The organism is Halomonas sp. A3H3 (genome assembly GCF_000982975.1).
Lineage (GTDB): Bacteria > Pseudomonadota > Gammaproteobacteria > Pseudomonadales > Halomonadaceae > Vreelandella > Vreelandella titanicae.
On sequence record NZ_HG423343.1, the window covers coordinates 4,467,761 to 4,480,841 of the forward strand.

Annotated in this window: 7 protein-coding genes; 2 read left to right on the forward strand and 5 right to left on the reverse strand. The window is 47.4% G+C overall.

Annotated features, from left to right (window positions below):
• The first annotated feature begins 853 nt into the window (after positions 1 to 853).
• Both HALA3H3_RS20240 and HALA3H3_RS20245 read left to right on the forward strand, forming a co-directional pair.
• Positions 854 to 3,622 (forward strand): hypothetical protein, encoded by a 2,769-nt coding sequence (locus tag HALA3H3_RS20240; RefSeq protein ID WP_022523360.1) that lies wholly within the window; start codon positions 854 to 856, stop codon positions 3,620 to 3,622.
• Between the two features lie 182 nt (positions 3,623 to 3,804).
• Positions 3,805 to 6,339, forward strand: a complete 2,535-nt coding sequence (locus HALA3H3_RS20245; protein ID WP_199105103.1) for an amidohydrolase family protein — start codon at positions 3,805 to 3,807, stop codon at positions 6,337 to 6,339.
• Positions 6,340 to 6,401: 62 nt separating this feature from the next.
• Here HALA3H3_RS20245 and HALA3H3_RS20250 read toward each other — a convergent pair whose 3' ends face one another.
• From HALA3H3_RS20250 to HALA3H3_RS20265, 5 genes are all read right to left on the reverse strand, one after another.
• Positions 6,402 to 10,976 (reverse strand): AAA family ATPase, encoded by a 4,575-nt coding sequence (locus HALA3H3_RS20250; RefSeq protein ID WP_022523362.1) that lies wholly within the window; start codon positions 10,974 to 10,976, stop codon positions 6,402 to 6,404.
• Between the two features lie 287 nt (positions 10,977 to 11,263).
• Positions 11,264 to 11,476: a JAB domain-containing protein gene (locus HALA3H3_RS27865; RefSeq protein ID WP_238326124.1), complete on the reverse strand. Its 213-nt coding sequence runs from the start codon at positions 11,474 to 11,476 to the stop codon at positions 11,264 to 11,266.
• Between the two features lie 338 nt (positions 11,477 to 11,814).
• A complete protein-coding gene (locus HALA3H3_RS20255; RefSeq protein ID WP_022523363.1) occupies positions 11,815 to 12,426 on the reverse strand; it encodes a lambda exonuclease family protein in 612 nt (203 codons plus the stop codon).
• Between the two features lie 39 nt (positions 12,427 to 12,465).
• Complete coding sequence (locus tag HALA3H3_RS20260) at positions 12,466 to 12,693, reverse strand: hypothetical protein (protein ID WP_022523364.1); 228 nt, start codon at positions 12,691 to 12,693, stop codon at positions 12,466 to 12,468.
• 17 nt (positions 12,694 to 12,710) lie between these two features.
• Positions 12,711 to 12,980: a hypothetical protein gene (locus tag HALA3H3_RS20265; RefSeq protein ID WP_022519664.1), complete on the reverse strand. Its 270-nt coding sequence runs from the start codon at positions 12,978 to 12,980 to the stop codon at positions 12,711 to 12,713.
• Positions 12,981 to 13,081: the final 101 nt, after the last annotated feature.

The following is a 13,081-nucleotide window of genomic DNA, read 5'->3' on the forward strand; positions in this document are numbered from 1 at the left end:
GGCGGGGAACGGTCGAGGCCCCTGGTGGAATGCCGGGGCTTCGCACATGAATCAGGCCCTGCCGAGGAAATGGTTTTATGACCAGGGACTGATCTCGGTACTGGATACGGTAAGATGGCTTAAACGTTCTGCATGAACCGCCGTGGTACGGAACCGTATGCCCGGTGGTGTGAGAGGACAGGGGAGGCGACTCCCCTTCCTACTCGATCGTAATTTAGTCAGCCCATACCCCAGCCCATACTTTGGTTTTGGTTCTCCCTAGGCAGAGCTGAACATAGTTGGACGATTCCTCCCTCTCTAATAGTTTTTTTCCTTTATTTATACCTAGCCTGACTCAGACTATACCCATGTTTCTTCTTTGTGCTTGCCCACTCGCTAAGGAGTAGAGGTTTCGCTCGAATCTAAGAGTAATGAGTGCTTACAACTGGCTGACATCATCCTTAATATCTACTTGGTTCGGAAGGCTCTTAAGCAACTCTATTCAATGAACTAGAGACTATGAACGAAAATAGGTATCACTACGATGCCACTTAGCCGCGCTTTTGTATGAAGAATGGATTGGAGATAATTTAGCATGCAGGCTGAGGCTTTTTGTCAAGCTTGTTCTCTGGAAACGTCGCTTGGCCAAAATTTAGGCAATAAGCACATGACTTGGAGCAGCAGCCACCAATAATTTTTAAAATGCGCTTCTTTGAGAATTTTTGGTCAAATGACCTATTTACATGATTGTTAGAGCTGGGGCCTCTTTTATGTGAGTTTATGGTTATTTTGTAAAATTTCTACCACAAAGCGCCAACATTTCTTACTAATACATGATAAAAATGAATTAAATACGTGAGCAAAGGCGCATCTAATGGATCAATCTGACAGCCCGAAAGTTATCGATCTGGCGAATATGAATGCGAATGTTTTCGATAATGCAGATACAGATCATTTTCTACAATCGAACGGGCTTGAGCGCCTGAAATATCTGGTCCGGCAACAGCTCGACAATATTCCCGAAGATCCTGTCAAAGAGGATAAAGGTGCGATCTACTACCCAAGGTCGCACAGAGCGATTCTCGTCGAAGGAGGACGTGGAAGCGGCAAGACAACCTTTGTGCTTAATACGCTAGAAGAGCTTAGGCAGCGAGATCAGGCTCTTTCGAGGAAACTTCTTGTTATGCGTATGATTGACCCCACTCTGGTTGAAACAAAAGAAAATATTGTTATCCTCATCCTTCAGCTAATAGAAGAGGCTATAGAAGACGCTAACTTACGCATGACGCTAGACGAGCGTAAGTTCGAAGAGCTTGATTTAGCATTAGAAGCCCTTGCCGAAGGACTTCGCTTGTTGGACGGAATTGGCCCGGCTTCGGCCTATGGGGCTGAATGGGAAGACGCTCAATGGGTCATGAGCCGCGGACTACAAAAGGCTCGTAAGGGCTTTAATTTTGAACTTAAGTTGAATCGCTATATAGCGCTTGCGCTCGAAATCTTGGGCAAAGAAGCATTTGTGCTCGCTTTTGATGATGTGGACACAAATTTCCAGCATGGTCACACGATTCTTGAAACAATTCGGAAGTACTTGACCTCACCGCAATTAGTATTGATCCTTTCTGGGGACCTAGAACTTTACGGTCGTTTACAGCGCAAACACATCTACGCGACCTTTGGTAATGACGTCATTAAGCATGACCTCGAAATAATGGGCAGCGATAAGAAGGGCTTGTCGAATGCAGTACTGGAACTTGAGGAACAATACCTCCTGAAGATTCTACCGCCGCAAAATAGGATACCGATGCTTCCACTCGGTGTGCTAGCTGGCAGTATAAACGTCCGGCCAAGCTATGGTGGTGCTACTGAAGAGCTATACAGTTGGGCAGGCAAGCGTGTCCGAAAATATCTTCGTGAAGGCCAAGGAGATGATCACCCCTTTTTAAAAGTGATGAGCAAAGAGCATCTTCGCCTTGTGTTAGGTTACCTTCAAGCACTGGATCACCCGACCAATCCCAATGAAAGCGATGTTAGCTATGGGCGCAGAGCTGTCCTTCGAGTATTTGAGACCCGTTTGCGCACTTTGCACATACCGACAGATCTGCTCGACACTAACTCATTTGACTATGAACTTCGAGTCGCTTTCGAATGGATTATCGGGCAGGAGGAGCCTGCTTCACTTATCCGTTTCGGTAATCTTGGAGAAAAGGAAAGGGCAATCGCTCTCCATTGCATTGCTCTTGCCGTTGCGAATGGCATGAAAGATAGTGGCACAGTACTTAAGGCTCTGCTGGTATTTGCATTGCCAATCACAATGACCCAGTTACCTCAGCTTGACAGCCCAGAGAAGCGCCTGAAGGTATTTGAGTTTCTATGGCGTCTGGATGCTCCGCACATGCCAGATATCGCTGCGCGGCTTAATGCAATCCGTCGTGGAAGAGATATGAACGATCGGCAACGCCCAATTGCCTTCGGCTCGGTAGCATTGGCAGAGGATGAAAACAAAGTACTTGAACGTGTTTACGGTCTGGCATCAAGTGATAGCAAAGACTTTAATGTGTTGAATAAAAACGCTAAGAACAATGCTGCGCGTCAATGGATCAATTTGCTCAAAAATAAAGGCAGTAGCGACCATACTTTGCTTCTAGCGCGTCAAAACGTGGCATGGTTTGCTATGGAGGCATTCCTTGAGGATGATCGAGCTGGTGTGTTCAACCCAATTCTGAACATGATTTATTCGCGGCGCTTCAACGAATCCGGTGAAACCCAGCGTTCGATTTCTGCTCTATCGCTGTTTGCAGCGATAAGTGAAATTCTTCAGTCGAAAAATCTCGAAATAAGCGGCCTTGTCGCGCTTGCTGTTGAACATACCATTCCATTTTTTGGAAGTGGGCAAGCAGGGGCAGAAAGCAGCGTTGAAGAACTGCTCTATGGAGTAGACAGCATCAGTAATGACGAAGAACCACCAGAAAAATCTAAAAAAGTTACCGATGAAATAGGCGTATTTCAGACATTTTTTGATCATCTGAAAGACTGGCATAAATTTGCCCGCAAGCTCGGAACGAGTGCCTCAATATCTCCTGCGCTTCTAGGAACACTTGCTTCAAGGCTTTTTGACGACTTGCACAGCCTTGATCAGTTTAGAGATCCGGGCTTGCCAACAAACAGCGGTGAAATATTCCATCGTCAAGTCACCATCGTCCTCAATGCTGCAGTGGCTATGACAGCTGGCGAAACCGTACGAAAACGGGAAAGTCCAAAGACATCGGACGCTCCTCTTGGGCGTGTTCTGGCCCGGGCCAGGTCCGACAGTGAGCAAGCTAGCCTTCATCCATTGGCTGCGGTTTTATTGTCCTGTCCTCTAGTCTGGGCTTTTCTTAATCCCAAGGCCGAATATAGGAGTGGTTCCAATACAGAGAATTTGCGTAACGTTGTTCGTGAAACTCTCAAATATTGGAACGATACCAATGACTTTGAAAAAGTTAACGAATCGAATTTTGATGATTGGACGACTGCCCCAGAGGTAACCATTAAGATAGGTAACATTCAGAAAACGGATGGTGGCAGCCAGCGAACTATTACGGTTGAAGGATTCTATGACCTGCTGAATGTCATGCCGAGATACGCCGAGACAAAGCGCAAATAATCGAGGACTAGCTAATGCTGAGCCATACTGGGGCAGATGCAGCTTTCGACGCGAGCGAGCTAGTTGCGTATGCGAAGGCCCTTCTAACAAACGTCGAATTCCTGCGTGCGCTGGAGGCTAGGCCTAGGGTAAAGGTTGGCGTTATGTTGAGAGGAGTCACCCTGCCTCGCTCACGAGACATGATGGAAGAAGTTCGAAAGGCTTACGAACTTGGGCGCTTCGCACGACTAAGGTACTTGAGACCCCAGCTTTCGGATGAGGCAATCGAAAACCGCTTGCATCGAATGAACAGGCAGCTAGAGCGTTCAAGTAATGACGGTTCGGAAGGGCATAGTTGGCGAGCAACCAACACCCGTATTAGCGGCTCATTCGTTAACCTCTTGCCTAACCTGCTTTCTATGCTGGCCGAAACATTTCTTCGTGAGGGGCATGATGGTTCGTTACGCGTCCGTAGCGAATTGCTCAAACAATGGCAGGATCTCGTACTCGTTGTCCCTCCAATGCTTATAACCTCGGCCTGGATGACGCCGCGGTTATTTTCTTCCGAGTCGAAAAATCATGAGACACGAAGTCGGCGCAGTGCTGTCGAACGCATGGCGCTTTGGCTATGCGACTCTACTCTTCCTGTTGATGATGAACCGGCTCTCGATTATTTGTGTCGAACGCAGGGCCTTGATGAGATTCACATGCATCTAAACGGCACAACTGAGGCCGAGAAGGTTTGGTGCGATGCGCTCAAGCGCCCGGATCACGTGGTTGGCGCTCTATTGAAGCGTAAAGCGAGAGACTCGGGGATTCGCATCAATATTGGTAACGGGGTAGAACATCTACTCAGACAGGAAGATGATGCTCTAACCGGCGAATTATTAAGGCGTCGCGTAAACGATGCTATTGCGCTCAAAACCGCGCTGCTTAATAAAAACTATGAGGAGAACCAGGGAACAGACCCGACTACTTGCTATCGCAAGGCAATTCATAATGCGCTTCCTTCGAAAAAGCACACTAGGCTCCCTAAAGTGGTGCATGAGGCTTGGCTCCTTTGTACCATATTCGCAGACTTTACCTCCCCGAACGACCCAAGTATCAAAAGAGGGCTTATGTTGTGGCACTATGCGCTGCTGCGTGCTCAATTTTGCCGGCTGCTCGTGCAGCAGGTTGCTCAAGTTGGCTTCGATCAGTTTCAGTACATAACACTTAACGAGTTAAGAGAAGATACAGAAAAAGATTTTGCCGAGCGTTTCCGGCAAATCGAACGAGTTCAGCAGAAAGGTGTAGATTATCTTGAGGGCAGGTTCGCACCGAAAATAACACCGGATCGGACTGCTGCCCTGCTCGGACAGGTTCTGCGCGGCTATCTTCGCTTTCTGGGTGAAGAAGAACTCGGTGAAGCCGGTACGGCCTCAGTGTCGCTGGAATATGGTTCTCTTGGTGATTTGCTCGAACGAGTACGCGAACTTGAACTTGGTAAAAAAATTGGCCGTTGTGATCATGAGGCATTGAAAGCTTCGGCTGTGAGGAAGAATATTTCACTATCTCCGAGACGTCTTCGGCTAGGGTTGGTAGCGCATTTCATCAAGATGACTGATGTTGAGGAACGTCAAGCTTTTTATAGGGGCGGCAAAGCTCGGTCCAGATGCCGTGATTCTATAGCTCGGCAACAAACAGACCAGTCAGCACGAGCCCTGATTTCCGTCATTAAGCGCACGCCTGGGCTCGATACCTTGATTCGAGGTGTTGATGCTGCAAGCAACGAACGCCACGCTGGCCCTGAAGTCTTTGCCCCGGCCTTTCGCCGGATGCGGGACGCAGGCATGCAACGTTTCACTTACCATGCAGGTGAAGATTTTGCTCACATTGTTTCGGGGCTTAGAGCAATCTGCGAAGCCGTCCACTTTCTTGACCTTGATGCAGGTTGTCGGATAGGACACGCAACTGCATCGGGACTGAATGCCGAAACATGGTGGCGTGCGGTAGATGGTCACGTCATTCTTCCTCTGGAAGATCGCCTCGATGACTTGGTCTTTGCACGCGCTACTCTTCTTAGTAATCGCGCTTGTACTAGCTGGCTGCCTGTGATCGACGCGGAAATTCAGAGCCTATCGATGCGACTCTGGGAAGACCCAAGTGTTTCTGTTGAACATCTTGTCGATGCTTGGCAATTGCGTAGACTTGATCCACTCGCGAGGAAAGCCAGTCTGCGTGATGTTGAACCAAGGCTACGTGCCGAAGCGCTTCTGCATGAGGTGTCCAAACAGTCTAAGAAGACTGCTTACGAGCTTTTCTTGCGAAGACACGGTATCAAAACCAAGTCTGATGAGCTTTGCCGTATGCAAGAGGACGTCGTCGTATTTCGTGAGACTGATGTTCTGTCATTAAATATTATTAAGACTTTACAGCACTGTGTGCTGAAGCTATTGCATGAGCGACGCATTGCTATCGAGACGCTACCGAGCAGCAATGTTCGGATCAGTATTCACGAATGCTATGAAGACCACCACGCTCAGAACTGGCTCGGCCAAGAAACCAACAATGCCCTGGTGCCTGTCACAGTTTCAGTCGGATCGGACGATCCAGGAATTTTCGCGACCTCTCTGCGGATAGAGTACGCACATCTAATGCGTAATTTTCGTAATGCGACGTCAACCTGTAACGGCCCAGATCGCTCGGAGGAGATGATTACAAAGCTTTGTAACGATAGCAAAAAATACCGTTTTTGAATAAGTGTAGGACTCGGTATAGTAGCGTTAATCATCTGAATTCTTACGGCCTTATACATAGCCTATGGTCGTTCTGCAGCCTCAAGCCACTCATTCATGCCATTGACACCCAGTGCTAACAGCTCGTCTTGTATGGCTACTACTCGCTTGAGCATGGCTCCGTCGTCTGCCTCTTCCAATTCTTCGGCCTGAGCGAATAAGCGAGTTAGTAATTGAGTTAGATTGTCTTCGTGATCATATACTTGGATTGCTGAGCGTCGAATATAACCAAAGTAAACTTCAGTAACTTCTAATGCATACATTGGTTCTCGAAGCGAAGTAGCATTTAACCAAGCATCGAAGCCAAATAAGTCTCTTCGCGAAGAATCAGCTTCGGTTTCAAGTAAAGAGAGGCAACGCTGTATCAATTCAAGAGGGACAACGATCAGCGGCGTTATTTCCCGAAACAGACTGCGGAGTTTGCGTGCGACTGCAAGTGCATATGGGGCTTCTTCATTCAAGCCAGCCTCTAAGCCAGCGAGGCACTCTTTTCTATGTTTATGCATATTGCCCACATGGCTCCATACGCTCGCTGCACCAAGCCATGCTTCTACGGATTTCACTCTTTTGATATCTTCGAGAAAGATAGCAAAGTCTAGTTGTTTTGTGAAAGCTGCCAACGCAGAAATTCGGCCCCATACCTTTAGATCCTTACCGCGGCCTTCACAATAAATGAATTCTAGCCACGAGGTGACGATCTCAAATTTTTTACGGTAGGCATAATACAAACATGGCTCAGCAACTGCCCATAGTCCAGTGCCTCCTTCTCGCATGGCTATATCAAACATCTCCCAGCCTAGTTCAGGATGATTGCTCTGCAAGTAGGGCATTCGCATTAGAATCAGAGCGCGAATTGCAGAATTCTCATCTCTTACAAATAGGTGTAGCGTATTCGCGAGTAGCTCTGGCCATGGTAGGGCCTCCGTATCAAGCTGGTTAGCCACGATAATTAGGGCTTCAGCTACTTTACCTCGGGCCATATTGAGGCCGATTGTAAGCAAATCATCTGAATCTCCAGATACAGAGCTCTCCTCCTGTAATGTTGAGAAACCAACAGCTAAAGATACAAGCCTCTCAACATCCCGAGCCTGTTTAACTACATATGAGCAGCTTTTTATCGCTTCAGAAGCGGCGCGGTTGTGATGCCAATGATTCGGGTGACTTATCAACTCATCAAGCACTTGCTGTGCCAGTGTTGGGGCATCAGGCTCTTCTTTGGGTGACCAATTATTATTTGTATTTAAGTTGCCATGGCGGTACGCCAAATAAGTGGCAACTCCTTCCATGAGGTTATCGCGAAAATGTTCCTCGACCCTTTCCCAATTCGCTGACAGAAGATTAATGAACCGAGAAGGTTGGCGCGAAGCTGCTTCGCGCAGTTGCTCACCTACTTCTCGTTCACCGCCCGTCAGGACGTCATCATAAGAGTCTTTTTTATGTCCACTGTAGTGATCCAGGAGACATATTACTCCATCATCACTTGTCTCAAGAAAAACTTCGAAAGAAAAGGGGGCATGAACTATACCGCTATAGTGACCAATATGCGGTTGGCGGACTATCGGCCCTAGCTCCTTTTCGCACTCATCCAAAACGGCTTGCGCATTAGGAGAACGATAGTGGCATGGAATGGTTAAAATCAGTTGCGCTTGCTTACTCAGTATCCAAACACGATGACTTGGCTCATCAGTAGTTTGCTCATGAAGTGTTAAAATTGTAGATAGTATTAAGTTTTGTGTTGTTGCCTCCAGCTGCAAAAAAGTTTTTTGTATCAATGTGCCAACTTCATAAGACAGGTCAGACTCAAGCAATGTTTTTTCACACAATATGCTGCTAATAATGTCTATGTTTGCGGTTGGTGTTGTTATACACGCGAGAATTGCGAAATAGCGCAGCGAACCTTCTTCACTGAAGCACAGGCGTTTTCTATTGTTTTGCCACCAGGTTGATTGAGTGGCTGCGTGATGCACAATGGCAGTTTCAACTGCGTCCAGCAAAACCCTTTTGCTATCTATGTGATGAATCTCGTTCTGTGAATGCACGTCGGCATATGAGGTATCTTGAAGAAAAAAACTCCTATAGGATAACGGGGCATAACCATAACGTGACCTTTTAATTTCACTCCATTTTTCAATAGTTGTAAGAGCTAAATCGAGTAATCTCGTCGATTCCTTCATTCGTGTTGCGAGAAACTTGTCATTACGACTGCCAAATTCATGCGGCTGACAATGTAGTTTGTTTTCTAAATTGTAGGAAAGCACATCCTCATCGCTAATTTCATCTACGATATACTGCCATAAGATAGCATCGTCCAAGCCACCTTTTTTTACGCCATAAGCTAAGGCATGTCCGAGAAAACTGTACTGCGGTCTAGGTAACTTAATAAGTTCAACAAGCAGTGGCACATACAAACCCAAATGGTATTCATCAACTTGCGCGATGCCACGTGCCATAGAACTAATCAACTGGCTTTTATCGACACTTTCTAGTGACAGTACCTCAGCCCAGTAGGCGGAAACTCCAGCGGGGTCATCATTCTTCCATTGTGACACTCTGTGCGCATGTATCATTAGTCCATCAGCATCGCAATCATCTCTTAATATAGGCACTAGATGCTTCATCCAGAAGAAATGCCATTCCGTATGCTTCCCCTGAGTATAAATCACCTGAAATATTTCATGGTTTTGAGTGCGTAGATCTCGTATTAACGGCCAGTCGTCATCGCATGGAGGGAGTTCAGCAAAGGTTTCTACCACCAAGCGGCGAAGATGGAAGGCATGCTTGCCAGTCAAAACAGTACGCAGTTGCTTGCGGTATTCGCGACGATCGCCGGATACCAACTGCATGACATAGCTTCGAATGCTTGGACGCACAAAAGGGACTGGCGATAAACGTTGAATGAACTCACTCAAAGTCTCAGCTTGGCGAACTGCACCGCTCGTTACTAAGACATCCAGTAGGGTTTGATGTCCGAAAGTAAGTTGTCCATTTTCAGCCTGATGTAAAACCTTATTACTGAGGAGCGTGCGTCTGATATCTTGAGATGCAGTAAACCGTTGGGATGGCACCGTAAGGCTGCGTAATTTAAGCATTTCAGCAGCAATGTTTTCAATGGCTCGCATAGCTTCATCGCCTAATGCGCTATTACCCTGGACTATAATCGCAAGATAACGCTGCGCCAACTCTTGGCTAGTCACTATGTTGAAGGAACCTCTTTGCTGTGCCAATTCCGCGAACAGCGCCAATTCTCTCGGGTTACAAATTAAATCGCGTGTGGTTGCATCAGTTGTTGATACGTCAATTCCAAGTTTGCCAAGCAGCGGAGCTATCTCAGTGCACCAATCTAATGGCTGGCAAGTGACTTCTTTGTCCCAATCGCGCTGGGCAATTCGCCGATCGTAATGCCTATCAAAATCGCGACAAGCAGTAACTACAGTGATATTGGGAAGTAGCAGAAGACGATCAATCTGCGCCAAAAAGTATGTAATTGCACTGTGCTCACGGGCGATGGAGAGTACATCAAGAGAGTCGATCATCACTACTACATGTGCATCTTCCGACATGCGTGCCGCTTTTTCTACCCAATGCTCTGGTAAGCCATGTGCTTGGCGGTCCTGCTCAGTAGCTGTGTCAGCAAATTCACGCGCTTGAATGAACAGTGGCAGCAAGTCAGAGCGAGTTTGTGCAATTTGCTCTAGTGCATCCTGCACAGCTAGCATCACGCAGGTCTTACCTGATCCAGGCGAACCGGTCAGCAGTATAGAACAATATTTGTCTTCTATTGCCTTGATGAGTTCGTTGACCGATGGGCTAGACACATACTCATTGCCAATGTCTCTGCGCCATGAACGACCAATGGCAGAAGTACTTTGGAATAAAGCACGTATTTCAACTACATCCATAGGGGAGCTCAATATAGAGCCTGTATTTGTTAATAGTACCTTCAGATCTTCTTTTGTTAGTTGATGTAGTGGAGCGCCACTTTGGTCGTAGTTATTCTCGCGCATGCCGAGGTTATCAAGACTTACCCATAATGAATCGTAGGCCACTGAATGGTTGCTTACCAATTGGCGTAAGCGTTCGATCAGTAATAACTTCATTTGGTCCAGCTCTGGACTAACCTCGAATTTCGTACGTTGAAGGAATTGATAGGTTGACAAGCTTGACAACTGCTCGGAAAGCAGCTGATCAAGCTGTGAATCTATCTTTCTATGCGCCTCTCCTAGGTTTGTGTGATAGGTTGGTTCATCGGCAAAGTTGGTGCTTTGTTCGCGTAATGCCGCGAGCTCACCAAAATTACTACGCGAATAGAAACGTACGAAAGCTTTCGAGTTATTGGACAGCAAGTCAATTGCCTTACGCAACTCGCTGGTGAGATCAGCGAAGGACCAGGCTCTATGTAACGTTTGGTTTTTTTTACACTGACAACAAATTATGGTGCCATCGGCTTTGCCAACTACAATGTCGTCCACAGACCACGAAACTGAATCGACTTCAAGCCATTGATAATCAGGATCTTTTAAAACGAACAAAGCCCAATTGAAAGCAACTAAAGTTTGGTAACCATCACCTCGATTGGACTGTATCCCTGCTTTACTCAATTATTTACACCTTCTGTAATGTTACTTACCCACGTGCTGAAGGGTAGCTAGCGACATGCTTGTCTTATCGTTCGGATTGTATACTAAAGTGGTAATATATTGTTCTAGTGAAATTCAAACGACACAAGTGCCCTTGTTACACTGTAATAAGATGATCATCAAGACCTACTTCTAATTGGTCGGTAACTGTTTTTACCATAAAAATGCCCCTTCCATTAAAGTTGACAACGACGGAAGCTCCTACTCGTTAGTTACATATGTATAAATATCCCATCTCTGCACATGACTTATATCCATTGCTCCCAACCACCACCTGATCTACCTCTCGAATAACCATTAGATCCAGGGTTCAATGGCCGCTGAGTGACAGGGTTATCTGAATCACTTGGCTCGGGATCACCGCTTGAATGGTTATGCACCAAGATGACGGCAGCAGCGTCGTAGATGAGAGCTGATTTGAAGACTCCAGGGTTGAACGCTGGCTTTGGCAATGGTCCCATTGAAGAAACCTTCGAAATGAATGACGCGGTACTGGCTGTGGAGAAAAGTAAGCTAAACAATTTATACTCATAATTTTGTAGCAATAACTGCAATTGCTTCAGCGTCTGGAAGTGCTATGTGATCTTTCGGACCTTAACGAGCATACGTTGTGCGAATGGCTTGACTATGGTGATGATATTGGTTTCTGTAAATGAAAGAGTGACTTGATAAGTATTAGCTTCTTCCACACCTTTCGATTGCTATATGTGAACGTTGCCAAAAAATAAAGGTGCCGGAGTGGGGACCCCGGCATCTATGTTGTTAGATAGCTTTTTTGAATTTTGAGGTATGAGTTGCGTTACGCTGCCATCACTTGATTCATACGCTGATCCATTTCTTCATGAAAGGCCTCGACCCGCTCAGCAATGCTGCGAATCATAATCTCGTCGCGGTAGGCACGTTTGATAAACAGCGGCATGCCCGGCCAGTAGCTCACAAAGTCGATCCATTCCCGTTCGCTGACCCACAGCCCGCCTTGGCACTGCGGTATGTGCTCTTCGGGTATCTGACCACTGAGCAGCACTTCTATCTGATATTTGGGCAACTTGGTTTTGATTTCTAGCAAGCCATTAGCGCCTACTAGGCTGTCGGGTGAGTACCCCACGCTGTGGTTAAGGATGATACCCACTTCGTGTGGCTTGGGTTCACCAGTGGTATCGCAGTAGAGCGCACGGGCAATGCCTTCCAGCGTATGCCCACGACGGGTATGGGCATTGCCTAGAAATGGCTCGGCCAGCTCGCCGGTTATCCGCTCACCGATCAACTGGTGCATATAGGTAATGGCTCCGATACCCAACCCACCGGGGCCTTTGCCGTTTACCAGCAATGTCTTGAGTTCTGACATGGTGATGCGCCCAAGACGCGCCGCCAGCCACTCCGGAGAGCCTTGTGGCATGGAGAGTATCTGCATACACGCCTCTTTTAGACGATGAGTAGTCAGATTGAGCCGTTATTTCACGGCTCGCTTGGTGAGTGAGGCACGTAGCTTGTCGAAATCGGCCTGGGGCACTTTTACGGCTGCCCCGTATTTGCCGCTGAACCACTCCTGGGTTGTCGCTGGGCATTGACTGATTAGCCGCTGGATCTGTCCCGCCTGAAAGGGCGTGACTAGCTTGATGCTCGCTTTGGTACTGGTCTTGCCGTTATCGTCCTGGCCCCGTGTAGTGTAAGCGTTCATTCCAAGACGTAGTTGACCTACTTCACGTCCCGGAGAGGTCTCAATAACTCCGGCGAGACCTTGTACTGCTTCCTGCCATCCTCATCCAGCACGATCACGCTCTTGCGGTTGATCTTGGTGACAATCCCCAGCACGGGGCCTTCCCGGCTCTCGAAGGTCACTTTCAGGCCCACCCGCAACTGGCTCAGCGCCTGGAGGTTCTCCCGGTCACGCAGTTCATCAATTCGCCGGCAGATGTATTGATTCAGTTCCAGCAACTGGTCGATGCTCATGTCGTCAATGCGCATGAACGGTGGCCTCCGGCTGTTTGTTCTGTCGGTCAGGATGGCGTGGATCGATCAGCGCCCGTAGCGGATTCTCGGCGAACCGGGTTTTCCAGAGACGAGGC

Coding starts and splice junctions, on each gene's coding strand:
- HALA3H3_RS27865 (WP_238326124.1), bottom strand. CDS start 11,476: ATGGGACCATTGCCAAAGCCAGCGTTCAACCCTGGAGTCTTCAAATCA.
- HALA3H3_RS20240 (WP_022523360.1), top strand. CDS start 854: ATGGATCAATCTGACAGCCCGAAAGTTATCGATCTGGCGAATATGAAT.
- HALA3H3_RS20255 (WP_022523363.1), bottom strand. CDS start 12,426: ATGCAGATACTCTCCATGCCACAAGGCTCTCCGGAGTGGCTGGCGGCG.
- HALA3H3_RS20265 (WP_022519664.1), bottom strand. CDS start 12,980: ATGCGCATTGACGACATGAGCATCGACCAGTTGCTGGAACTGAATCAA.
- HALA3H3_RS20245 (WP_199105103.1), top strand. CDS start 3,805: ATGGAAGAAGTTCGAAAGGCTTACGAACTTGGGCGCTTCGCACGACTA.
- HALA3H3_RS20260 (WP_022523364.1), bottom strand. CDS start 12,693: ATGAACGCTTACACTACACGGGGCCAGGACGATAACGGCAAGACCAGT.